The sequence below is a fragment of the Streptomyces sp. NPDC041068 genome, from assembly GCF_040647455.1.
In the GTDB taxonomy this organism is placed as follows: Bacteria; Actinomycetota; Actinomycetes; order Streptomycetales; family Streptomycetaceae; genus Streptomyces.
The window spans coordinates 222913-247364 of record NZ_JBEZCG010000015.1; the positions used below are offsets into that span (position 1 = coordinate 222913).

Below are 24452 nucleotides of genomic sequence, written 5' to 3' on the forward strand. Positions count from 1 at the left end.
CCCCCTGGGTCTCGATGGACACCGTAGTGCGATCAAGAAGGGCTGTGTAGTGCGGCACTTGGGTGTCACGGCGGGGCAGGGGACTCGGCGGTACGGACGGGCGGGCAGATCAGGGTGACCAGGACGGCAGACGGACGTCCATGTGCGCGTCACCGGTGCGCACCGTCACCAGCCCGCCGTCGGGCAGGTGATCGGCCCGGAGACAGCTGTAGACGACTGCGGCGACCAGCCCCGGGTCGGTACGTCCCGCATCGTCGGTACCGGCGGGCCGCGGGTCGGTGTCTTCGGTACCGGCGGGCCGCGAGTGGGTGCCTCCGGTGCTTTCGGCACCGGCGGGTCCCGGGTCGGTACGTCCCGCATCGACCGTCACCAAGCCGGTCCGGCCGTCGCGGAGGGCCACCAGGCAGTCCCCGGAGGACAGCGGGACCGTGGCCAGCAGACCTCCGGGCCACCGGGCGAGCGCGTCGCGCGCCCAGCGCCGGGCAGCGGAGGCAGCCGGCGCGGGAGCGGAGCCGAGCAGGACCGAGGCGCTCTCGGTCAGGCGTCGGTCGCGCTCGTCGTCCGGCCGCACGGACAGATGCGAGAAGTGCCCTGCCTTCTCGTCCCGGACGTCGGCGACGGCGGCGGGAACGCGGCGGACGGTCACAACGGTCCGCCCCGTGGCCCCGATGTCGATGCCTGTTGCGACGACCCAGGAGGCGACGGCCGAGGCGGGGTTGCCCGGCGCCGTCAGAACGAGGGGAGGCGGCGACGCGGCCGGTGGCGGCTCCAGCCGGAGCAGACCGTACAGCGCGGTACGCAGCCGGGCGAGCGAGGTTCCGGGCTCGTCGAAGGCGCGGGCGGCCACCGGCGAGTACTGCTCGGGTTCGCCCGCGTGGGCTCGCAGTACGTCCTCGATCTGCCGCAGGGGACCGTCCTCGGGATCGAACCGGGGCGCGAGTCTCGCCAGGTCGGCGCCGGCGGTGCCGGGCACGGCGTCCTTTCCGTACGCGGCCAAGGCGAGAGGCTTGCCCAGGGCGGCACCGTAGAGCGTGACCGAGCCGTGGTCCCCGATGACCATGTCGGCGGCCACGAGCGAGGGACGCCAGTCGTGCACCGGCGGGATCAGCAGCAGCCCGGCGTCGAGGGCCTCGGCCTGCAGAGCGCGGAGGTACCAGGCGCCGTGGGCCGCCCAGACGTTGGGGTGCAGCACCAGCGCCACGCGGTACTCGTCCCAGGGCAGGTCCGAGAGGAGGCGCGCGGGCAGGCCGGGGCTGCGGCCGATGAGGGAGGTCGGCCCCCACGTCGAACTCACCAGCACCAGACGCTGACCGTCCGCGACACCGAGCGCCCGCCGGTAGTCACCGCGGCGGTCCCCGCTGACGAGCAGCTCGTCGAGGCAGGGATCGCCGATGACCAGGGTCCGCCCGGCGCTCTTGGGGTGGGCGGCGAGCAGTTGGCGCTCCTGTTCCGGGTGTGACACGGCCGTCCAGGCCCGGCCCGCTTCGAGGAGCGCGTCGGGTGCGACCCCCGACAGGCGGCTGCGAGGAGAGCGCGAGTCCGGCACGTACTTCTGGAAGCCGATGCCGTGCGGGAGTACGAGGACCGGGCAGGTCCCCTCCGGGACGTCGATGTTCTCGCTCGCGCTGAGGATCAGATCAGGGGCGATGTGGGGCAGCTGATCCCACGGCATGACGCGGCAGCCCGAGTCGTGGAGCAGGTCGAGCGAGCCGTCACCGAAAGCGGAGGTCGGGTCGTGGGCGAAGACCACGGTCACGCGGGGGTCGCCGCGAAGCACCGACGGCAGCGTCTCCAGGGCCCGGATCGTCGACGTGAGCGTGCGGGTGGCGACGACGAGCTTCCGCTCGCCGGGGAATGTGCTCCAGCGGTGGGAGTCGTGCCCGACAGGAACGCGCAGGAACGGAATGTCAGCGGAACGCCCGGCCACCCCGAACCCCCTTGCGCTCAGCGCAGGTTGCGCGGTTCGCGGTTCGCGGTTCGCGGTTCGCGGTTCGCGGTTCGCGGTTCGCGGTTCGCGGTTCGCGGCTAGTTTGGCTAGCGAATCTCAAGCCCTTTTACAACCTCTCTGGTCTGCATCGGGGCGCACGAGGGGCCGCCTCCCGGCGGTGAACCGGGTCATTGTAGAGCGGGCGGGAAACCAGCAAAAAGCCCTCCCTGAAGGGAGGGCTGAACCCTGCACGGACAAAAAGCGCCCCCGGCAGGACTCGAACCTGCGGCCAAGCGCTTAGAAGGCGCCTGCTCTATCCACTGAGCTACGGGGGCCGGGTGTGGCCGGTGGCATGGAGCCCGGATGTGGGGGAGATCCGTGACCTTGCCGGGGACAAGGATAGGGCTCCCGGGTCCCTGTCCCTGGTGCTTCGCCTACGTGCCGTGATGTGGAGGTTCGGTGAAGCGGTCCTGATAATCGCAGGCAGGTGCGAATCTCGCATCGCTTTTGGCGTCTCACGCCCCGGGTGTTGTGCACTCGTTATGCCTGCGCCCCAGTCGCCCCTTCCATCCCCTGTGTCTGATCGGCGCGCAGAGGCCCCCATATGCTTCAGAAAGCCGCCAAAATTGGGCATTCTTCGCATGTGGTGACCTTGGACGTACGGCCTCAGTTGCTTGACGCACTCTCCGCCCTGCGCGAGCGTGTCGCCGCCGCACGCTTTCCGCTCCCCCTGCCAGGGGCGCCACGCGCGCGTGCCAACCGGGACGAGTTGCTGGCACAGCTCGACGACTATTTGGTGCCCCGGCTCAAGGCGCCCGAAGCGCCCCTGCTCGCCGTCGTCGGCGGATCCACCGGGGCAGGCAAGTCCACGCTCGTGAACTCCCTGGTGGGGCGTCAGGTCAGCGAGGCGGGGGTGCTGCGGCCCACCACACGCACACCGGTGCTCGTCTGCCACCCCGACGACCACCACTGGTTCGCGGGCATGCGCGTGCTGCCCGACCTCACGCGCGTGTGGATGCCCCACCAGGACGACGGAGCGGCCGGCGTCGGGGACGGCGAGACGGACGGCGACGATGACGTTCCGGCGATCGGAGGTGGCGTCGGGGACGCCATCGGGGAGGGCATCGACGACGAGCGCGCCCTGCGGATCGAGACCGCGCAGACCCTGCCGCGCGGCCTCGCCCTCCTCGACGCGCCCGACGTCGACTCGCTCGTCGCCGAGAACCGGGTCCTGGCCGCCGAGCTGATCTCCGCGGCCGACGTATGGGTCATGGTCACCACCGCGTCCCGGTACGCCGACGCCGTGCCCTGGCACCTGCTGCGCACCGCCAAGGAGCACGACGCCACCCTCGTCACCGTCCTCGACCGCGTCCCCCACCAGGTGGTGACCGAGGTGTCACGGCAGTACGGGGCGCTGCTCGCCAAGGCGGGCCTCGGCGACGTGCCGCGCTTCACGGTGCCCGAACTTCCCGAGTCCGCGGGCGGTGGCGGGCTGCTCCCCGCCACCGCCGTCGCGCCGCTGCGCGCCTGGCTCACCCACCGCGTCCAGGAACCCACGGCCCGCGCCCACGCCGTCGCCCGCACCGCCCACGGCGTCATCGGCTCCCTCAACTCCCGCATGCCGGAGCTCGCGGGCGCCGTCGCCGCCCAGTACGCCGCCGCGCTGCGGCTCACCTCCGCCGTCGACGAGGCGTACGAGAACGAGCACGCGCGCGTGCGGGGACGTCTGCAGGCGGGCGGGGTGCTCGCCGGGGGAGCCCTGAAGCGCTGGCGCAGCTATCCGCTGGACTGCGGTCCCGGCGAGCTGCTCGACGCCATCGTCGAGAGCTTGGAGGCGCTGCTGCTGTGCGCCGTCACCGCCGCCGACGAGCGCATCGACGAGGCCTGGCGCCGCGAACCGGCGGCAGGCGCGCCCGGCCTCGCCGACCGCGACCCGGAGGTGGAGAGCGCAGAACACCGCATCGGGATGGCCGTACGCCGCTGGCGCCGCGTCCTGGAGGAGTACGCCGAGGACGAGGTGCGCGGCCTGGAGCGCGTCGACAAGAACGCCCTCCCCGACCCCGAGGTCGTCGCGGCCCTGCTCGCCACGGCCCTGCTCGGCGGGCGCAGGGCCCGCGCCGCGGGGGAGATCCTCGCCGAGCGCATCGGCGCCCAGGGCGCGGTCCGGCTGCGCGACCGCGGCGGGCGCCTGCTCACCGACTACCTGGAGAAGGTCCTCGCCACCGAGCGGGAGCGCAGGCTCGCCCCCCTGGATGCCCTCGACGTCCACCCCGAACCCCAGGCCGAGCTGATCGCCGCCCTGTCCGTACTGCAGAAGGAGAGGTGACCGCGGTGACCGCCGTCACTGATCACGCCGATCACGCCAACCACAGCGACCCGGCCGATCGCGAGCACGACGAGCACCCCGACAGCGGCTCCGAGAGGGCCTGGGACGACGGCCTCATCGCGCGCCGCGTCGCGAACGGACCCCGGGGTCGGGGTACGGAGACGGAGGCGGAGACGGACACGAGTACCGGCACGCGCGCGTACGTGCCCTCCGGGACGTCCCCTTCGTACGAAGGCCCCCTGCGCGCCCGCCTCGACGCGCTGCGCGAGCTCGTCGGGCTCTCCCGCACCCGTCTCGACAGCGGCACGCTCGCCGAGGCGGGCCGTGTCCTCGACGAGGCCGCCGCCCGGCGCAGGCTCTCCGAGCGGCACACCGTCGTCGCCATCGCGGGCGCCACGGGCAGCGGCAAGTCGACGCTCTTCAACTCGCTGGCCGGCGTGATGATCTCGGAGACCGGCGTGCGCAGGCCGACCACCGCCGCGCCCATCGGGTGCAGCTGGACGGACGGCGCCGCGGGGCTCCTCGACCGGCTCGGCATCCCGGGAAGGCTGCGCAGGCGCCCGCTCCAGGGTCCCGGCGCCGACGAACTCCAGGGGCTCGTCCTGGTCGATCTGCCCGACCACGACTCGGCGGTCGGCGAGCACCGCGAGCAGGTCGACAGGATCCTGGCGCTGGTGGACGCGGTCATCTGGGTCGTCGACCCGGAGAAGTACGCCGACGCGATGCTCCACGAGCGCTATCTGCGGCCCATGGCCGGGCACGCGGAGGTCACCTTCGTGGTGCTCAACCAGATCGACCGTCTCCCCGGGGACGCCGCCGACCAGGTCCTCGACGACCTGCGGCGCCTCCTCGACGAGGACGGCATCGCGCTCGGCGAGCACGGTGAGCCCGGCGCCACGGTGCTCTCGCTCTCCGCGCTGACCGGTGAGGGCATCGGCGAACTGCGCGAGGCGCTCGGCCAGTTCACGCAGGAGCGCGGAGCCGCGGCCCGCCGGATCTCCGCGGACCTGGACGCCGCCGCGGAACGACTGCGTCCGGTGTACGTCGCGGGGGCGCAGCAGGGCCGTGGCCGCGGGCGGATCGGGCTCAGCGAGGAGGCGCGCGAGGAGTTCTCCGACCGGCTCGCCGACGCCGTGGGCGCGACCGCCGCGGGCGACGCCGCCGAGCGGGCCTGGCGCAGGAACGCGGGCAAGGCGTGTGGCGATCCGTGGTTCAGGCTGTGGCGGTGGTACGAGGCGCAGCGCTCACCGCAGGGTCCCGTGGGGCCTCTCGCGCAGGCGCCGGTGGACGAGGAGGCGACGGCGCGCCAACGCGTGGAGCACGCCGTGCGCACGGTGGCCGACGAGGCGGCGACGGGCCTTCCCGCGCCCTGGGGGCAGGCCGTGCGGGAGGCCGCGGTGCGCGGCGCCGAAGGGCTGCCCGAGGCGCTCGACGAGCTGGCGGTCACGGCGGGGGTGCCGGCCGGGCGGCCGCCGCGGCCCGGCTGGTGGCCGGTCGCGGTCCTCGCGCAGGCGGCGATGACGATGCTTCAAGTGGTGGGCGGGCTCTGGCTGGTGGGGCAGATCGTCGGGATCGCGCAGCCGAACCTGGGCGTGCCGGTGCTGCTGATGCTGATGGGCATCGTGGGCGGTCCGTGCGTGGAGTGGGCGAGCCGGATGGCGTCGCGGGGGCCCGCGCGCCGGTACGGGCACGAGGCGGAACGACGGCTGCGGGAGGCGGCCGCCGGGTGCGGGCGGGCGCGGGTCCTGGATCCGGTGGCGGCGGAGCTGCTGCGGTATCGGGAGGTCAGAGAGCAGTACGTGCGGGTCACGGGGGCACGTGCGGCGCTGCGATGAGGGGTGGCCCCCCTCTCGGGTGACGGGGTTTTCCACAACCCGGGAGTTGCGCACAGGGCTCAGCGGGGTCGGCGCGACGGGTGCAGTCTGAGATCGCAGCCGCGGAGGGCGCGGAGGCGGAGACAGACGAGGCGCGGGAGGGGTTCGGAGATGAACGAGACGATGGTGACGGTGGTGGGGAACGTCGCGACGACGCCGGTGTACCGGGAGTTGCCGTCGGGACCGGTCGCACGGTTCCGGCTCGCGGTGACGGCGCGGTACTTCGACGCGGTGAAGAACACCTGGAACGACGGCCACACCAACTTCTTCACGGTGTGGGCGAGGCGCTCCCTCGGCAGCAATGTGCAGGGATCGCTCTCGGTGGGCGAACCGGTCATCGTGCAGGGGAAGTTGAAGGTGCGCGACGAGGAGCGGGGCGGGCAGCACTGGACGTCGGCGGACATCGACGCACAGGTGATCGGCCACGATCTGTCGCGGGGGACGGCGGCGTTCCGGCGCGTACTCAAGGCTGATTCGTCGCTCACGGGCCCGGAGGCCGCGCGGGAGGCGGAGCCGGAACCGGTGGGGTGACGCCCCGTCAGCAGGTGCCGCCACCCGGCCCGACCGATGTGCGGCATATCGACGCCGGACGGCGCGTGAATCACGTTGATTTGTCGATATGCCCAGCTCGGAGCAGGTGTTGGGGATAACGATTCCGAGTCGGATCGGTTATCGCATGGCATGACCGGGGATCGTGGTGTGCCGCTTCCTTAGGATGCCGGACGTAGCTCACGGGGCAGTTGGCAGGTGATGCCATGCACGTGGCAGGTGATCCTGCCCCTTTCAATCTGCTGGCGGGACCACCCCCCTCGTTGTGAACGGGTCCCGCCCGGAGGGGAATTCAGTGTTTTCTGCGTTGTCCATACGTAGCCGAGGCGTCGTCCGTCTCGCCGCCGTGACGGTGGCGTCGGGACTGGCGGTGGCGGGCGCGATAGCCACCGCGGGCGCGGCCGCGGCGGAAGAGGTGCCGCAGCACCGGGGCGGAGCGACCGCGACGCTGGGCGGGTTGCAGACCTACGACCAGGCCGTGATCCGTGACAACGGCAGCTCCCAGCAGGTGCCCGCCGGACTCTTCGAGATGTCCGTGGAAGGCGGCGGCACCCTCAAGACGTACTGCATCGACGTCCACAACCCCACGCAGAAGGACGCCAAGTACCAGGAGACCCCCTGGAGCGGCACCTCGCTGAACGCCAATCGTGACGCGGGCAGAATCCGCTGGATCCTGCAGCACTCCTACCCGCAGGTGAACGACCTCGCGGAGCTGGCGAAGAAGGCGGGCGCGCGGTCCCTGACCGAGCAGACCGCCGCGGCCGGCACCCAGGTGGCGATCTGGCGGTACTCCGACGACGTCGAGGTCGAGGCCGTCGACCCGCAGGCCGAGAAGCTCGCCGACTATCTGTACAAGAGCGCCCGCAACACCCCCGAGCCCAAGGCGTCCCTGACGCTCGAACCGCCCGCCGTGTCCGGGCGCGCGGGGGAGCGGATCGGCCCGGTCACCGTGCGGACCGACGCGGACTCGGTGACGGTGACCCCGCCCGTGGACTCCAGGGCGAGCGGCGTGAAGATCGTCGATAAGAAGGGCAGGCCCGCGAAGTCCGCGGGCAACGGCAGCCGGCTCTACTTCGACGTACCGAAGGACGCCCCCGACGGCTCGGCCGCGCTCTCCGTCCAGGCGTCGACCACCGTGCCCGTCGGGCGGGCCTTCACCTCGGAGACCAGGAGCCAGACGCAGATCCTCGCGGGCTCCAGCGAGTCGACGGTGTCGGCGACGGCGACGGCGAACTGGGCGGACAAGGGAGCGATTCCCGCCCTGTCGGCGGAGAAGAGCTGCGCCAAGGACGGCGTGGACATCACCGCGAGCAACAAGGGCGACAAGCCGTTCACGTTCCGGCTGATGGACTTCGAGCACACCATCGGCGCGGGCGCGTCACAGACCGTGACGATCCCGCTCCAGGAGGACCAGCCCTACGACTTCACGATCAAGGGACCGAACGGCTTCGAGAAGCGCTTCAAGGGCGTCCTCGACTGCCGCACCGAGGGCAGCGGCCTCGACACCCAGGCCCACCCGGCCACCCAGCCGAGCCCCGCGACGGCGGGCGGCACCTCGGGCGGCGCGGACCTGGCCGAAACGGGCAGCTCCAGCAACACCCCACTGATCGCCGGCATAGCGGTGGCCTTCGTCGCACTCGGCGGGGCGACGGTCTTCTTCCTCCGCAGGAAGACCGAGCCGTCGGAACGGTCCACCGAGGAGTAGCCCCGGAGCGAAGGGACAGCGGGCGGTAGTCATGGGGTGGCTACCGCCCGAGGAGCCTCGACCCGGGCACGGAGCTGCCCGGCCTGGGGGCCTCCGTCACGGGTGACGAGCGGAGAAGTCGTCCGTGATCGTCCGCCGGGCCGTCCCCGGGGCGTGCGAGGTGGCTCGGCGATGGCCGGCAACGACAGCCGGTGACACGTCGACTACGTATCCGGTCGAGGAACGTCCAGGTCGCGGGCCCCGGACCATACTGGTTTCCTCCGGGGGCTGGCCGTACGGCAAGATGGGGTGTATCTGCCCACTCACTGATTGCCGGACGGTTTCTCTTGGCTGAGTACATCTACACCATGCGCAAGACGCGCAAGGCGCACGGCGACAAGGTGATCCTCGACGATGTCACCTTGAGCTTCCTTCCTGGCGCGAAGATCGGTGTCGTGGGCCCCAACGGCGCCGGTAAGTCCACGGTGCTCAAGATCATGGCGGGGATCGAGCAGCCGTCGAACGGCGATGCCTTCCTGTCGCCCGGGTACACCGTCGGCATGCTCCTTCAGGAGCCGCCGCTCGACGAGTCCAAGACCGTCCTGGAGAACGTGCAGGACGGGGCCAAGGAGGTCATGGGCAAGCTCAAGCGCTTCAACGAAGTCGCCGAGCTGATGGCCACCGACTACTCCGACGAGCTCATGGAGGAGATGGGCAAGCTCCAGGAGGACCTGGACCACGCCAACGCGTGGGACCTGGACGCCCAGCTCGAGCAGGCCATGGACGCGCTCGGCTGCCCGCCCGGCGACTGGCCCGTCACCAACCTCTCCGGTGGTGAGAAGCGCCGCGTCGCGCTCTGCAAGCTGCTGCTCGAGGCGCCCGACCTGCTGCTCCTCGACGAGCCCACCAACCACCTGGACGCCGAGTCCGTGCAGTGGCTGGAGCAGCACCTCGCGAAGTACCCCGGCACCGTCGTCGCCGTGACCCACGACCGGTACTTCCTCGACAACGTCGCGGGCTGGATCCTGGAGCTCGACCGCGGCCGCGCCATCGGCTACGAGGGCAACTACTCCACGTACCTCGAGACCAAGCAGACCCGTCTCAAGGTCGAGGGACAGAAGGACGCCAAGCGGGCGAAGCGGCTCAAGGAAGAACTTGAGTGGGTTCGGTCGAACGCCAAGGGGCGGCAGGCCAAGTCCAAGGCGCGTCTTGCTCGTTACGAGGAGATGGCCGCCGAGGCGGACAAGATGCGGAAGCTGGACTTCGAGGAGATCCAGATCCCGCCGGGCCCGCGCCTGGGCAACATCGTCGTCGAGGTCGAGAACCTGTCGAAGGCCTTCGGTGAGAAGGTCTTGATCGATGACCTGAGCTTCACGCTGCCTCGGAACGGCATTGTCGGTGTCATCGGTCCCAACGGCGCCGGTAAGACCACCCTGTTCAAGATGATCCAGGGGCTCGAGACGCCGGACTCCGGCAGCATCAAGGTCGGCGACACCGTCAAGATCTCCTACGTCGACCAGAGCCGCGCCAACATCGATCCGAAGAAGACCCTCTGGGCGGTCGTCTCGGACGAGCTCGACTACATCAACGTCGGGCAGGTCGAGATGCCGAGCCGCGCGTATGTGTCCGCCTTCGGGTTCAAGGGGCCGGACCAGCAGAAGCCGGCCGGAGTCCTCTCCGGTGGTGAGCGCAACCGTCTGAACCTCGCGCTCACCCTCAAGCAGGGCGGCAACCTGCTGCTCCTCGACGAGCCGACCAACGACCTGGATGTGGAGACGCTGTCTTCGCTCGAGAACGCTCTGCTCGAGTTCCCGGGTGCGGCCGTGGTCGTCTCCCACGACCGCTGGTTCCTGGACCGAGTGGCCACGCACATCCTCGCGTACGAGGGCGACTCCAAGTGGTTCTGGTTCGAGGGCAACTTCGAGGCGTACGAGAAGAACAAGATCGAGCGCCTCGGCCCGGACGCGGCCCGTCCGCACCGTGCCACCTACAAGAAGCTCACCCGGGGCTGACACCCATATGAGTCGGCATATCTACAGCTGCCCCATGCGGTGGTCGGACATGGACGCCTTCGGGCACGTCAACAACGCCGTCTTCCTGCGGTACTTGGAAGAGGCGCGGATCGACTTCATGTTCCGCATCGCGCCGGGTGACGGAAGCCCCTCGTTCTCGGGCGGGTCCGTCGTGGCCCGTCACGAGATCGACTACGTACGGCCGTTGGTGCACCGGCACGAGCCGGTCACCATCGAGTCGTGGGTGACGAAGATAGGCGCGGCCTCGCTCACGATCTCGTACGAGGTCAAGGACCCCGAGCAGGTCTACGTACGGGCCTCCACGGTCGTCGTGCCCTTCAACCTGGAGGCGCAGCGGCCTCGGCGGATCACCGCCGAGGAGCGGGCCGTCCTGGAGGAGTACCTGGACGACGCCGACGGTGCGGGGGCGCTTGCCGCATGACCGCGCGGCTGCACTTCGCCGATGCCGGGGAGGCGACGGACCTCGCCGCCTTCCTGGCACGGCTGATCCACTACGACAAGGCAGCCGCCGTGCGGCTGCAGGCCGCCGGGGACACGCTCGCCGTGTTCGGGCGGCCGCCGTCGTTCGAGGTGTTGGCCGTGCGGACGGCGCGGCTCGCCAAGCCGTTCGAGCACGGGCTCGACACCACGCTCGACGTCACCGTCTCCGCCGGTGAGTTCCTGGAGTCGGTGGGGGAGTCGGTGGAGGCCGTGGAGACGCGGGGGGTTGCCGCGGTGCCGCAGGCCGTTACCGGGCCGCCCTGGGCCGGAGTGCTGCCGCCGCGGGGTGGGTGGCGGGTCGTCGAGCCGGGGCTGCCGGGAATGGACGCGGTTCGGGAACTCGTGGCTGCTGCCGTTGCCGAATTCAAGGCGCGGGTCGAGGAGTTGGCGCCGGAGTCGAGAGTTCGGGCCGAGCTCGATCGGGTGGGGCGGGAGATCTGGTCCCGGTCCATCGGGGGTACGGGGGTGCCTGTGCGGGCCGTGCATGCGGCGCAGTCTCTGGGGTTCTTGCGGGGGGACGGTCTGACCTTGCTGTCCTCGGGGGCGTGGCTTCGGGTGCGTACGGCTTATGGGTCTGTTGCGGTGCGGCGGGCCGGGGTGGGCGGGCTCACGGTCACGCCCGCTTGATCGGTGCCCGGAAGCTTCGGGTTGTGCCCGCCCTTCCGCAAGCTCTCGGCTTCGTTCGAGCGGGGGAGACCCCGCTCGCCCTGCGGAACGCAGGCCCACAACGGGACAGCGGGCTAGTTTGATTCGTCCGGCCATACCGCTATGTGGTCCTGCACCAGTTCCAGCGCCACCCTGTCCCTCATGTTCAGGGACTCCGTGTACTCCGTGGGGAGTTGGAGGCGGCCCGCTCGGTCGAGCATCGCGTATTCGCGGGAGATCAGGGACTCCTGGCCCGTCGACGCGTCGACCTCCGTGTGGCGCAGGACCTCCGTCGAGGTGCGCCCGTCGCGGATGGCGACCGTGCGCCGGACCTCGGAGGCGACCGCCTGGTCGTGGGTGACGATGACGATCGTGGTGCCGAGCTCCTCGTTCGCGGTGCGGAACGCCGCGAAGATCTGTTCCCCGGTGTGTGAGTCCAGCTCGCCCGTGGGCTCGTCGGCGAGCAGGACCGAGGGGTCGTTGGCGAGGGCCACCGCGATGGCGACGCGCTGCTGCTGGCCGCCGGACATCTGGTGCGGGCGGCGGTCGCGGCAGTCCGAGACCTCCAGCAACTCCAGGAGCTTCAGGGCGCGTTCGGACTTCTGGGTGCGTTTGCGCGTGCGGCTGCCGTTCAATTGCATCGGTAGCGCGACATTTTGAGCTGCCGTCAGGTACGGGAGCAGGTTCCGTGCCGTCTGTTGCCATACGAAGCCGACCACGTCCCTGCGGTAGCGCAGCCGTTCCTTCGCGCTCATCGCGAGGAGGCTGTGGCCCGCCACGCGTGCCGCGCCCGCCGTCGGCTCGTCCAGGCCCGCGAGGATGTTCATCAGCGTCGACTTGCCGCTGCCTGACGCGCCGACCAGTGCCATCAACTCGCCCTCGCGGACCAGGAGATCGAGGCCCTGGAGCGCCTGCACCTCGATGCCGTCCGCCGCGAAGACGCGGACCAGGCGGTCGCAGGTGATCAGCGCGTCATGGCCGTACGCGGGGCGGTCGCGGTGGGCCGTCGCCCGTGCCTCCAGGTCGGCGAGGGACGGGGGCGGCGCGGTGGCTTCGGTGTTCGTGCCGGTGCTTGTCATCGGTTGTCTCCCGTTCTCAGGTCGGCGGCGGGCGTGCGGCGCGTGGTCCACCAGGACTGCGTGAACGCCACCGCGGCGGTCAGCGCGACGACGCCCGCGGCGGGCAGCAGCAGGGACCACGGATCGGCGCGCAGCGTGATCGCGCCCAGATCGGTGAGGCCGCCGCGCGCGGCCAGGGCGATGCGGCGCAGATCGAGGCCGTCCGCGAGCAGCCCGACCGACGCCCAGCCCACCAGGGCGCCGCCGCCCGCCGCGAGCAGTGCCTGCGGCAGGGACTCCAGGGCGAGCAGCAGTCGGCCCTGGCGCGCGCTCAGGCCCATGGTGCGAAGGCGGGCGAGGAGCGCGGCACGCTGGGGTGCGGACTGCAGGAGGGAGAGCAGGACCGCGAGCGCGGCGTATCCGGCGCCTGCGGCGACGGCGGCCGTGTAGACGCGCTCGGCGCCGGACTGCAGGGGCGAGTCGATGAGCGCGGCCCTCTGTGCGGACCGCAGGCGGATGTCGAGAGAGGGCGGGACCTTTCCCGCCTTTCCTGCCTTTCCTGCCTTTCTCGCTTTTCCTTCCTTTCCGCCTGCCGCCTCCTCGATTCCCGCGCGCGTGACCCCGCCCCCCGTCACCAGCAGCGATGTGTCCTTCGCCGTCGGCAGCGCGCCCCGGTCGATCAGCAGGAAGGCGCCCTGCGTGGGGAATGCGGGCGTCGTGCTCCGGGTCGCGGCGACCTTCGCCGTGAAGCTGCCCGAGGGGGTACGGAAGGTGTGCGCGGCCTTGCCGAGGCGGCGGGCGACGTCAGGCGTGGCGATGGCGGGGACGACCTCCTTCGCCCTGTTCCCCTCCGCCGCCGACAAGGCCCCCGCATCCAGCACCCCCAGCCCCGTCGCCTCGCTCAGGCGCGCGTACGTATCCGGATCGACGGCGATCAGCGGAATCGTCGTGCCGTCCGGCAGCGAGAGGTTCCAGTCGATGTGGACCGCCGCCACCTCGCGCACCCCGGAGGCCCGGCGCACCTCGTCGGCCAGGGACGCGGGCAACGCGCCGCCGTCCCGCGTCACGAGGGCGTCCGCGCCCACCGCGAGGAGCGCCGTGCGGTCACGGGCTTCCTGCACGCCGGCCAGGACCGAACCTCCGAACGCCGCCGTCGTCAGTGCCAGCAACAGGCCGAGCAGCGGCAGCACTTGAGCGGCCGAGGCGCGGCCCGCGCTCGCCATCGAGAGGAACCCGAGGGCACCCCGTCGCCGCGCGAAAGGCCGCGCGAACAGCCGCAGGGGCAGCGGATACAGGCGTACGAGGAGGAGCGTCGCGATGCCTCCGACGAGCGCGGGAGCGGCGCTGACCAGCCAGTCCACCGAGCCGCCGGAGGCGGAGCCGGAGCCACCCGCGCCCACGCCCGACGAACCCCCGCCGTCCGTGCCCCGCCTGCGCAGCGACACCACCGCGCCCACCGCGAGGACGACGAGGACCATTTCGGCCACCGTCCGCCGCCGCGAGGGCCGCGCCGTCACGAGGTCGCCGCGGCCCTGGTGAGCGCGGGGCCTGCGGTGCGTGAACACCGCCCGCACCGGTAGGGCCGCGCACGCCAGGACGCACACCGCGGCCGCCGCCACCCCCGAGGGCCACGCGCGCGCGTGCGGCACGGCGAGGACCGCGACCAGCAGGCCGACGCCCGCCGCGGGCACCGCGACCACCGAGCTCTCGGCGAGCAGCCGCCCCGCGATGCCGCGCACGGAGCCGCCGCGCGAGCGAAGCAGCGCCAGCTCGTCGTGGCGCCGCGCGGCGCTCAGTGCGCAGGTCATCAGGAGGACGACGGCCGCGACCCCGCCCACGCCGTACGCGGCGACGGCGACGACCGGCGCGACGGCGTCCCGCAGCCCGGCGTGCTCGGTCAGGACCTTGTCGAGGTCGGTGGAGGCCAGGGTGTTCCGGTCGGTGAAGGAGCGCAACTCGCTGAGCAGCGGCCCCTTTTCGAGCGAGGCGATCCTGCTCTTGAGCGCCGGCAGATCGCGGGCGGTGAGCTCGCCGGGGTCGGGTGCGATGTGCCAGTACCGCTGCGGGGCGCGGTCGATCGCGGGCAGGACCGGGGCCGCGTCGGGCGCGATGAGCAGCGCGGCGTGCCAGCGCTTGAGCTGTGGGGCCGGGCCCGGCGCGAGGATCTTGTCGGGGGTGCGCAGGACGGAGTCCGTCGACCAGTAGGCGCCCTTGGGCCGCAGGGGGTCGAGGACGCCGGTGACGCGGACGGTGAGGGCGTCGCCGGTTTCGGGGTTCGTGAGGTGGACGTCCTTGCCGACCTCGATCCGCATCACGCGCGCGGTGTCCGCGGTGACGGCGGCCTCGACGCGGCGGCTGTCCGACGTGACGCCCTTGCCGCGGGGCAGCCGCCCCTCCCGCACGCGCGCGTGGTCGTCGACGCCGGCCTGGGCGGCGAGCGTGAACTCCGGGTCGATGGGGTCGAGTCGGGGCAGCCAGTCATCCGTGCCGATCGGGGACTTGACGGTCTGCGCGCCGTGCGTCGACTGCCCTGCGTCGATGCGGATCGGCGCGGGCAGGACGGCGAGGATCTTCCCGTACTGCTCGCGCAGGGGGGCGGGGCGCAGCGCGGCGTCGCGTTCGCGCTGCTCCTTGTCCAATCCCCCGGCGGGTGCGGACAGTTGGATGCCGCTGCGGGCGGGGCCCGCTTCGGTGACGGCGGTGCGCACGCCCTCGTTCTCGTACGCGTCGACGGCGCGCGGGAAGAGGGCGGCGAGGAAGGCGGTCACGGCGACGAGCAGGGCGAGCGCCCCCGCGGTGAGCGGAGCGGCGCGCAGTCGGGTGCGGACCCAGGGGGCAACGGGGGCAACGGGGGCAACAGGGCTCCGGCGCATGTCAGTTGCCCCCTTCGTGGCGCAGCGTGACCTTCGGGTCGCCGCGGCGCAGCGAGAGGGCCGTGATGATCAGGAGCGGGACGGCGGCCACGCCGGTGAGCAGGGCCGCCATGTGCGCGACCGGCAGCCGCACCAGGACCGTGGGCACCGGCTGTGTCGCCCCGCCGGTGAGGACGATCAGGGGGACCACGGCTCGGGTCAGGACCGCGCCGAGCCCGAGGCCGACCAGCAGGGCGAGGCCGAGCAGGAAGCCCTGTTCCGCCGCGATGAGCCGGGCCAGTTGGCGGCGCGGGGCGCCGAGCGCGCGCAGCACCGCGAACTCGGCGGAGCGTTCGCGCAGCGACCCCGCCGCGCTCACCGCGAAGCCGACGGCGGCCAGCGCGGCGGCGGCCGCCGCGACGGCGAGCAGCGCCGACTGCGGGCCCGCGCCGAGCGGGTCGTCGCGCAGCTCACGGGCGATCTCATCGCGTACGAGGACCTGTTCGGGGTCGATGTCGGGGCGGGCGCGCAGCGCGGCGGCCGTCTCGGCGGCGGCACCGGGTCGCGAGGTGAGCCACCATTCCGAAGGGGGCAGCGGCTCCTCGTCGGCCGCGGCGAGGCGGGCGTTCACGGCGGCCAGGTCCAGCAGGACGGAACCGCCGTAACCGCCATCGGAGGAGCCGGAAGAGCCGGAAGAGCCGGAGGAGCCGGAGGAGCCGGAGGAGAGCGACGCGCCCCCGGCCGATCCTTCGGCAGGTCCGCCCGACGCGTCGTCGGAGGGCCCGGTCGTCGGCAGCTCCCGCACCGCCTTCACGACGCGCACCTCCAGCGTCCCGCTGCCGGTCGGCACGTCGACGCTCGCGCCCACCTTCGCCCCGGCGGCCCGCAGGAACGCGTCCGTCACGACGGCTCGAAGCGGCGAACTCCCTTCCCGCGAGGCCTTGTTCGGCGCCATGGCCTTCGCGATCTCCGCGCGGTCCCCGCTGTCCTCGCGGGTCAGCATCCCGGGCGCGGCGCGCGCCGTGTCCAGGGCGAGCACGGTCGCCTGCCGGTTGTCGGAGAGGTCCATGGGGAAGCGGGCGGCGGGCGCGGCCTCGCGCACCCCGGGCAGCGCCGCGAAGACCTTGCCCTGCGCGGACTCCGGCACGCGGCTGCCGAGTACCCGGACATCGGCGCCCGCCCGGAAGTCCGCCTGGTCCTCCTGCGAACGGTCCCAGGACGCGCCCTGCCCGATGGCCAGCATGCCCATCGCCACGGCAAGGACGAGCAGCAGCACGGGGCCCGCGCCGCTGATGGGGTATCCCCTGCTCGAACGGAGTGGAGAGCTTGGGGAAGGCCGCCGACTGAGATGCCAGCCCGCGAGTGCCCCCGGCAGACCGCGTCCCTTCGCCGCGCGTCGCTCCGCGACCTTGGCCACGGGCGGCAGCAGCCGCAGCGTCACCACGGTCCCGGCGAGCAGCGCGAGAGCGGGCGCGGCCACCAGCAGCAGGTCGATGCCGAGCTTGCCGGAGCGGTCGTCGCTGAGCGCGCCCGAGCCCGAAGTCCGGCTGTCCAGCTGCCAGTACGCGACGGCGGCGATCACAAGGAGGCCCACGTCCGCGCCCGCCCGCAGCGGCGTGGGCAGGGCGCGTGCCCGTACGGAGCGGCGGACGCCCGCCGTGGCCGAGAGCACGGGCGCGACCACCGCCAGCGCGCAGCTCAGCGCGGTGACCGCGGCGGCCGACCACACGGCGCCGCCCGCCGTCACCTGGAGTTGGAGCCCCGTCCGCGCGAGGGGCCCCTGCCCGGCGAGCAGCCCCGTCAACGGGCCCGCGAGCAGCGGCGCGAGGACAGCGGCGGGCAGTGCGAGCAGCAGCGCCTCCACGGCGGCGAGCCAGGCGATCCGGCCCCGTGCGCCGCCGCGCGCCAGGAGCAGCTCGGTCTCGCCGCCGCGCTCGGCGGAGAGCAGCCGGGCGACCAGGAGCAGGGCGTACGCGGAGAGCATGATCAGCTGCAGGGCGACGATCAGCAGGGTGGAGCGGGACACGAGGAGCGCGCGCTCGGCCCGGTCGAGGACGTCGGGCAGCGCGGTCGTCGCGCTCGGACTGCCGCCCAGGTCGGGGTTCTCGACGAGCGCGTCGGGGCCCTTCGCGGCCGCGGCGCGCAGCGCGTCCACGCGGTCCGTGGTGACGGTGCGGAAGTCGGCGGTGGCCAGCCACTGCGTGCCGTCCGCCGTGACCCGCTTTCCGGCGAGGACGGACCGGTCGACGAGGAGTGGCCCGTACGTCATGAAGACGCCCATGCGCATACCGCGCCCGCCCAGCTCGTCCAGGCGCCAGTACGGGTCTGCGGGGTCGGCGGGGCGGTAGACGCCGGTCACGCGGACGGTGACCTTCGGGCCCGAGAGGCGGTCGGTGAGGGGGAGCGGGGGCGATCCGGGGCCGAGTCCCAGCTTGGCCGCGGCGGTCTCGGGCAGCGCGACCTCGATGGCACCGCGGGCGCTTCCGGCGGCGCCCGCCGCCGTGCCGCCGCTCGGCCAACTGCCCTTGGTGAGGCGGATCCTGGAGCGGTCGAGGGAGGCGAAGCGGGTGAGGTCGGGCTGTTCGCCCCGGTGTGCGCCCGGTAATGCGTACGTCCCCGAGCGGACCAGGGAGTTCAGCCGCACCGGCAGCCCGTCGAAGGTGCGCCGGGCGCCTTCGCGCACGGCGCGCTCCGCGGACTCGCCCTCGCCGGGCGGGACTTGGCTGCGTACGACGAGGGCGGCCGGGTCGGCGGACCGGGTGCGCAGGGTGTGCCGCAGCGATGCATCGCCGATCGCGCCGGAGAACGCGGTGAGCGTGGCGAGGACCGCCGTGGTGAGCAGGACGGCGAGGAGCGCGGCGGCGAGCAGCAGCCGATGGGCGCGCACGCGCAGTAGAACGAACCCCGTCACTCCGTGGACCCCCGTGCCTGTGCCTGTCCGCCCCCCGGCAGTCTGTTCGGATGCTTTCAGAGGGCAGGCGGTTGCGGAAGGGGTGAACTTGTCAGGGAACGGGCACGGAGGGCGACGGGCGTCAGCCTTCGGAGTTCACCATCGACGCCGCCGCGTACGTCAGGTAGTTCCACAGCGTCCGCTCGTGCTCCTCGGAGAGGCCGAGCTGGTCGACCGCCGTGCGCATGTGCTTCAGCCAGGCGTCGTGCGCGGCCCTGTCGACCGTGAACGGCGCGTGCCGCATGCGCAGGCGCGGGTGGCCGCGGTTGTCGCTGTAGGTGCGCGGACCGCCCCAGTACTGCATCAGGAAGAGCGCGAGGCGCTCCTCTGCGGGGCCCAGGTCCTCCTCCGGGTACATGGGCCGGAGCAGCGGGTCCTCCGCGACCCCCTGATAGAAGAGGTGCACCAGGCGCCGGAAGGTCTCCTCGCCGCCGACCTGTTCGTAGAAGGTCTGCTCCTGAAGCGTGCCGTGTGGGATCTCTTTCACACGTTCCATGGTCTCAGACGGGGCGGCCGAGTACGGAAGGCTTAGGACTCCCGAGGATCTCGCAGGTGATCCGCCCGGTGGATCTTCCGGCGGATCTTCCGGCGGATCTTCCGGCGGATCTTCCGGTGGATCCACCGGTGGATCTTCCCGGCGGATGACCCCGTTCCGCCACTCGCATCGGCGGCGACGGCGCAGCACAGTGGACACATGGAACCCGACCCTGCACTCGTCGCCGAGGCCCGTGCCGCCCTCGTGCGAGAGATCGAGGCGAGCGGTGCCCGGCAGGGCGACCCCGCCTGGCGGGCGGCGTTCGAGGCCGTGCCGCGGCACCTGTTCGTGCCGTACTACTACGTGGGCGTCGGCGGCGGGTACGAGCGGCTGTGGGGCGAGGACCCCGACCCCGCACGCCGCACCCGGTGGCTGCGCGGGGCCTACACGGACGCGCCGCTGGCCACCCGCGTGCGCGACGGGGAGCTCCTGTCGTCCAGCAGCCAGCCGTCCCTGATGGCGAAGATGCTCGACGAACTGGACGTACGGGAGACGGACCGCGTCCTGGAGATCGGCGCGGGCACCGGATACAACGCGGCGCTGCTCGCCCACCGGCTCGGCGACGACCACGTCACGACCGTCGACCTGGACCCGGAGATCACGGAGTCCGCGCGGCGGCACCTGGCGGCCGCCGGATACCGCCCCGCCGTGGTGACCGGCGACGGAGCGGCCGGCTGCGCCGAGCGTGCGCCCTACGACCGGATCATCGCCACCTGCACCCTGAAGTCGGTGCCACGGGCCTGGCTCGCCCAGTGCAGCCCGGGAGCCCGGATCCTCGCGCCGCTGGCCACCGGCCTGATCGCGCTGACCGTGCGGGACGCCGAGCACGCCGAGGGGCGCTTCCTGCACACGCCCGCCTATTTCGTGCCGCTGCGCGGCGGCAGCGCCAGGAGCCCGCTGGAGCAGCACGTCGGAGGGCTGCCGAGGAAGGTCCTACAGAGCGAGCTCTTCCGCTTCCTTCTGGAGCTGACGGCGGGCAGCCTCGATCCGCACGAAGCGCTCGCGCTGTGGCAGCGCGAGGGGCGGCCGGTGCGCGAGCGCTTCGGGGTCACCGTGAGCGGGCGGTACGAGTGGGCCTGGCTGGACGACCCCGAAGGGCCGTACGTCTGGCCGCTGTGACCGCCCGCGTCGCCCGCGTCGACGGGGTTCAGTCGCGGCGGATCGTGATCGTCGTCCAGGCGCCCACGTGTACCTGGTCGCCGTCCTGGAGCGGGACGGGGACGAACGGCTGGATGGGTTCCTCGCCGCCGTTGACCGTGGTGCCGTTGGTGGAGTTCTGGTCGACGACCGCCCAGCTGCCGTCCGGCTGCTGGACCAGGACAGCGTGCTGGTGCGAGACGCCCGGGTCCTCCGGCGGCACCGACAGGTCGATGTCCGGGGTGTCGCCCGTGGAGTGGCGCCGGCGGCCGATGCTGATCTGGTTGCCGGTGAGTGGGCGCTGCTGCTCGGGCGAGTACGCGGGCAGGTTCAGGCCCGACGCCTCGGGGCCGCTGCGCTGCATCATCGCCATGAAGTACTCGCGGTCGGGACCGATCGTCGCCGTCCACGTGCCGGGACCCTGCGGGGCCTGGGGCTGCGGCGGTCCCTGCTGGAAGGGGTCCTGCGGCGCGGGCGGTCCCTGCTGGAACTGGTCCTGTGACGGGGGCGGTCCCTGCTGGAACTGGTCCTGCGACGGAGGCGGTCCCTGCGGGAACGGGTCCTGCTGGGCCGGGGCCGAGGGCGGCGAGATCACCCAGTCGTCACCGCCACCGCCGAAGGACGGGCCACCGGGGCCGGGCGGCGGCGGGGGCGGACCCTGCGGGCCACCCGTCTCCTGCGGGAACGCGGGCGGCGCGGGCGGACCCGGCTGCTGGAACGCCTGCGGGGGGCCGGGCGGGACCTGGCCGGGGCCGGGCTGACCGGAACCCTGCGGGCCGGGCTGACCGGGACCCTGCTGGCCGGGCTGGCCAGGACCGTGCTGACCCGGACCCTGCGGCCCGCCGTTGCCGAACGGCGGGATCGGCTCGGCCGGGCGGTTCATCTGCGAGGGGCGCGAGCCCTGGTACTCGTACGGATCCTGGCCGGGACCGCCAGGACGTCCCGGAGCGCCACCGGGCGGCGGCTGCTGCTGGAACTGCTGGCCGGGGTGCGGCGGAGGCGCCCCGGGGCCGCCGCGCGTGCCCGCGATCGGCGGGTTCGGCGCGGCCGGGGTGTACGAGGTCGCGGTGTTCGTGAGGAAGTTCCAGCGGCACTCCTCGCAGAACGGCGCGTTCGCCTCGCGGGGCGTGCGGCACTGCGGGCAGAGCTCGCCCTCGGGCGACGGGTCCGGCACGGCGGCCAGATGCGGGCGGCCCGGTGCGGGCTGCGGGAAGCCCGGGTCCTGGCCGGGCGGGGGCGGGGGATAGCCGTACCCGGCCGCGGGGGGCGGCGGGGGCGGCGGCGGTACGGCACCGGCCATGCGGTGACCGCAGACCTCGCACCAGTCGTCGGAACCCGACTGGTGTCCGTTCGGGCAGGTCGGCATGTCGGCGCTTCCCCCTCTCCTTCACCGGCCCGAGGGCCGTGTCATGGCTGTACGTCGTCGCGGGGACCGTGGCGCGGACGCGCCCCGTCACCGCTTCTTCACGAGTGCTTCTTCACGATTGCTTCTTCACGCGAACAGTCTTCGTCGACCGCGTCTCGAGTGTCATCTCGTCGGCCTCGGCGACCTTCGCCTTCAATCGAACAGTACCTGCCGCGGCATCCACGACGTCCACCACCTTCGAAAGCAGTTTCGCCGTATCCGCGTTGCCCGAGGCGCTCGCGAGCTGAACGGCACGGCCCAGCTTGGCCGTTGCGCCGTCGACATCTCCCGATTTGCGGGCGTCCAGACCCTGCTGGATGACTTGTGCCAGTTCCGCCTGGCCCGTGTAGTGCGCGACCTGCGGATTGATCGAGGTGGAGGCCGCCATGTCGTCCGTCCACACGGCCCGCACCAGGCCCTGCGACAGGGTCTGCGCGCTGCCGTCGCTCTGCGGCACGACGAGCGAGACACGGGCCGCGAGCATCTCCTGGCCCAGTTCGGCGCCCGGCACGTGCACACAGATGTGGTAATCCCGTGACTCGTCGCCCCAGGACCCCGTGGGGTAGTCCCCGGCGCGCGGTCCCGCCTCCGTGCGGCGGTCGGTCAACTCCTCGACCGTGGGCGCCACTTGCTTCACGAACTTGATCTCCACGCCCATCGGCGTCCACAGTCGCAGGCTGACGTCGGCGACCTCCTTGCCCATCGCCGCCTCCATCATCTGCGTGAAGTCGGCGGCGAGCCCGGCCGGGTCGGCGACGATGTCGGCGGTGCCGAGCAGCGCGGAGGCGATCCCTGTGACCTCCTTCACCTCCCAGTCCGTGCCGACGCCGCGGGCGTCGCAGGTGAAGCGGCCCGCGCAGGAGTCGAGGGCGGCCCTGAGGTCCTCGGGCGACTCGTGTTCGTTGCGGCCGTCGGTGAGCAGGATGCCGTGACGCACCGAGGACGCCGGGACCTCGGCGGAGGCCAGGAGGCGGTCGGCCAGGCGCAGCCAGGTGCCGATCGCCGTGCCGCCGCCCGCGCTGAGCTTGCGCAGCGCCTGCTTGGCCTGCTCGCGGGTGCGGGCGTCGGCCACCGCGAGGCGGCCGTTGCCCGGATAGACCTCCTTGGCGACGTGCGTGCCGCCGATCACCGCGAAGTGCACCCCGTCGCGCACGGCGTCGATCGCGGCGGCCGTGGCGTCACGGGCGCCCCGCATCTTCGTCGGCGGGTAGTCCATGGAGCCGGAGCAGTCGACCATGATCGCCACGGCGGCGTCCGGGCTCTGGCCCGCGGAGTACAGATGTGGGGCGCCGACCGCGGAACCGATCGTTCCGCCGCCGGTCGACGTGACCGTGGCGATGGCGTTGACCTCGCGGCCGCCCTCCGGCAGGAACTCGTTCTGATAGACGTCGACCGAGAACTGCGGCACGTTCGACTTCGAGAAGTTGGCCATGGATGCTGCTCCCCCTCAGATCCTCAGACAGTCGTCCCCCGCTTCCCCCAAGTCGGCGGGGTGACGCGTGTGTTGGCGCGTCCGTCCACATCCGCACGGGTGCCGTCCGCGTCCGTGTGGATGCTGGGTGCGTCCGCGCGGACGCCGGGTGCGTCCGCTCTAGGCCGATCCTGCCCCTTGCGGCACGAACGGGAACGGGACGACCGCCACTGTTACGTTGTCGTGGCCCCCGCCGTCCAGCGCGTGGCCGACCAGGACCTGGGCGCTGTGCAGCGGCCGGTCCGCGGCGTCGGCGGGCACGGCGTCGGCCATCTCCTCGACGGCTTCCGCGTAGTTCCACAGGCCGTCCGTGCACACCACCACTACACCCGCGCGGTCCGGCTTGAAGGAAGCGGTGTGCGGCTCCAGTTCGTACGCGTCGGCGCCGAGCCAGCCCGTGATGGCGTGCGCGCGCTCGTCGGCGTACGCCTCGGCCTCGTTCATCAGACCCGCGGCGACCATCTGCGCGGCCCACGAGTCGTCCTCGGTGAGGCGGACGGTGGGGCCGCTGCGGTCGTCGGGCACCCAGTAGGCACGGCTGTCGCCGACCCAGCCGACCACGAGCAGGCCGCCGGCGACGACCGTGCCGACCAGGGTGCACGCGGGGGCGTTCTGGTGCGGGCTGTGCTCGCGGGCCGAAGCGGGCTCCGCGGCAAGGGCGTTGACCGCGTCGGCGGCCGAGAGGATCGCGTCGTGCATGGCCTGCTGCGGGTGCGTGCCGCGCGGCAGGGAGCCCTGGAGGGATTCGTTGGCGGCGCGGGAGGCGGCGAGCGAGGCCTCGTCGGGGCGGGTCGCGGAGGAGACGCCGTCGCAGACGATCGCGACGACGGCGGGGGAGCCGTCGGGCAGCGCGGCCGCGGAGATCGCGAACGCGTCCTCGTTGCGGTGGTGGCGCAGCCCGCGGTCGCTGACCGCGGCGACCGCGTCGAGCTCCTGCTCCATGTGGTCGCGCTCGCGCGGCTGGGCGTGCCCGCAGTTCTCGCAGTACCCGTCGGGGTCGACCCGGCCTGAGCGGCAGGCCACGCAGAGCTTCGTGCCCGCGGGGGGCGTGGGGTCGGGTGCGGTCGTACGAGGGTCCGCGGTGGCGGCAGGAGCGGCGGCGGCCGGGGTCGGGGCGGGCAGGGGGTACTCGTCCGGCTCGGTGGGGCCGGCGGGACCAGCGGCCGGGGAGTCCGGGGCGCCCGCGGGGTTCTCCGGAACGGGGTTCTCCGGAACGGGGTTCTCCGGAACGGGGCTTTCCGGAAGCTCGGAGCCCGCCGAGTCCGTGCCCTTCAGGTCCGTCGGGAGATGGGTGGGCACCGGGATGTCGGAGCTGTCGACGTCCGGGGCGACGGGCCACTCGGCGGACCGCCCGACCGGCTGCCCGGCCGCGGCGGCTGAGCCGTTGGGAGAGACCTCGGGGGAGGCGTCGGGCCGCGCCGGCACCGCCGACAGGTCGAACCCGCACGCACCGCAAAACAGGTCACCCGACTCCAGCGGCTCCTCACAGCTGGGGCAGGCAGACAGCTGGGGCATCTGCGACATAC

Annotated in this window: 16 protein-coding genes and 1 tRNA gene; 8 read left to right on the top strand and 9 right to left on the bottom strand. The window is 72.7% G+C overall.

Annotated elements, in window-relative coordinates:
- Window positions 1–109: 109 nt before the first annotated feature.
- Entirely contained in the window at window positions 110–1927 is a 1818-nt protein-coding gene (locus tag AB0B50_RS31950; protein WP_362339276.1) for a hypothetical protein, read from the bottom strand.
- A gap of 262 nt (window positions 1928–2189) precedes the next feature.
- Window positions 2190–2262, bottom strand: a tRNA-Arg gene (locus AB0B50_RS31955).
- Window positions 2263–2570: 308 nt separating this feature from the next.
- Here AB0B50_RS31955 and AB0B50_RS31960 point away from each other — a divergent pair.
- From AB0B50_RS31960 to AB0B50_RS31990, 7 genes are all read left to right on the top strand, one after another.
- On the top strand, window positions 2571–4253 hold the full coding sequence (locus tag AB0B50_RS31960; protein WP_362339277.1) for a dynamin family protein: 1683 nt from the start codon (window positions 2571–2573) through the stop codon (window positions 4251–4253).
- Between the two features lie 5 nt (window positions 4254–4258).
- Window positions 4259–6088 (top strand): GTPase, encoded by a 1830-nt coding sequence (locus tag AB0B50_RS31965; protein ID WP_362339278.1) that lies wholly within the window; start codon window positions 4259–4261, stop codon window positions 6086–6088.
- 150 nt (window positions 6089–6238) lie between these two features.
- Window positions 6239–6658: a single-stranded DNA-binding protein gene (locus AB0B50_RS31970; protein ID WP_362339279.1), complete on the top strand. Its 420-nt coding sequence runs from the start codon at window positions 6239–6241 to the stop codon at window positions 6656–6658.
- 325 nt (window positions 6659–6983) lie between these two features.
- The gene (locus tag AB0B50_RS31975; RefSeq protein ID WP_362339280.1) at window positions 6984–8381 is read left to right on the top strand and encodes a Cys-Gln thioester bond-forming surface protein; all 1398 of its coding nucleotides are present in this window, start codon (window positions 6984–6986) and stop codon (window positions 8379–8381) included.
- A 326-nt stretch (window positions 8382–8707) separates the two neighbouring features.
- Window positions 8708–10372 carry an energy-dependent translational throttle protein EttA gene (gene ettA, locus AB0B50_RS31980; RefSeq protein WP_362339281.1) on the top strand — a complete coding sequence of 555 codons (1665 nt, stop codon included), beginning with the start codon at window positions 8708–8710 and terminating at the stop codon, window positions 10370–10372.
- Window positions 10373–10379: 7 nt separating this feature from the next.
- Complete coding sequence (locus AB0B50_RS31985; protein ID WP_362339282.1) at window positions 10380–10814, top strand: thioesterase family protein; 435 nt, start codon at window positions 10380–10382, stop codon at window positions 10812–10814.
- A complete protein-coding gene (locus AB0B50_RS31990) occupies window positions 10811–11500 on the top strand; it encodes a hypothetical protein (protein ID WP_362339283.1) in 690 nt (229 codons plus the stop codon). Before AB0B50_RS31985 ends, AB0B50_RS31990 begins: the two co-directional genes overlap by 4 nt.
- Before the next feature lie 113 nt (window positions 11501–11613).
- Here the strand turns inward: AB0B50_RS31990 and AB0B50_RS31995 are convergent, their stop codons facing one another.
- From AB0B50_RS31995 to AB0B50_RS32010, 4 genes are all read right to left on the bottom strand, one after another.
- Window positions 11614–12597 (bottom strand): ABC transporter ATP-binding protein, encoded by a 984-nt coding sequence (locus AB0B50_RS31995; protein ID WP_362339284.1) that lies wholly within the window; start codon window positions 12595–12597, stop codon window positions 11614–11616.
- Window positions 12594–15449: an ABC transporter permease gene (locus AB0B50_RS32000; RefSeq protein ID WP_362339285.1), complete on the bottom strand. Its 2856-nt coding sequence runs from the start codon at window positions 15447–15449 to the stop codon at window positions 12594–12596. The genes AB0B50_RS31995 and AB0B50_RS32000 overlap by 4 nt, the downstream gene beginning before the upstream one ends.
- A 1-nt stretch (window position 15450) precedes the next feature.
- On the bottom strand, window positions 15451–18339 hold the full coding sequence (locus AB0B50_RS32005) for an FtsX-like permease family protein (RefSeq protein ID WP_362339286.1): 2889 nt from the start codon (window positions 18337–18339) through the stop codon (window positions 15451–15453).
- A 121-nt stretch (window positions 18340–18460) separates the two neighbouring features.
- Complete coding sequence (locus AB0B50_RS32010; RefSeq protein ID WP_362339287.1) at window positions 18461–18874, bottom strand: globin; 414 nt, start codon at window positions 18872–18874, stop codon at window positions 18461–18463.
- Window positions 18875–19072: 198 nt separating this feature from the next.
- Here AB0B50_RS32010 and AB0B50_RS32015 point away from each other — a divergent pair, with 198 nt between their 5' ends.
- The gene (locus AB0B50_RS32015; protein ID WP_362339288.1) at window positions 19073–20032 is read left to right on the top strand and encodes a methyltransferase domain-containing protein; all 960 of its coding nucleotides are present in this window, start codon (window positions 19073–19075) and stop codon (window positions 20030–20032) included.
- A 28-nt stretch (window positions 20033–20060) separates the two neighbouring features.
- Here AB0B50_RS32015 and AB0B50_RS32020 read toward each other — a convergent pair whose 3' ends face one another.
- The 3 genes from AB0B50_RS32020 to AB0B50_RS32030 all read right to left on the bottom strand — a co-directional run bounded on the left by AB0B50_RS32020 (window position 20061) and on the right by AB0B50_RS32030 (window position 24450).
- Window positions 20061–21416, bottom strand: a complete 1356-nt coding sequence (locus tag AB0B50_RS32020) for an FHA domain-containing protein (protein WP_362339289.1) — start codon at window positions 21414–21416, stop codon at window positions 20061–20063.
- A gap of 112 nt (window positions 21417–21528) precedes the next feature.
- Complete coding sequence (locus AB0B50_RS32025) at window positions 21529–22887, bottom strand: VWA domain-containing protein (protein ID WP_362339290.1); 1359 nt, start codon at window positions 22885–22887, stop codon at window positions 21529–21531.
- Window positions 22888–23046: 159 nt separating this feature from the next.
- The gene (locus AB0B50_RS32030; RefSeq protein ID WP_362339291.1) at window positions 23047–24450 is read right to left on the bottom strand and encodes a protein phosphatase 2C domain-containing protein; all 1404 of its coding nucleotides are present in this window, start codon (window positions 24448–24450) and stop codon (window positions 23047–23049) included.
- Between the last annotated feature and the right edge of the window lie 2 nt (window positions 24451–24452).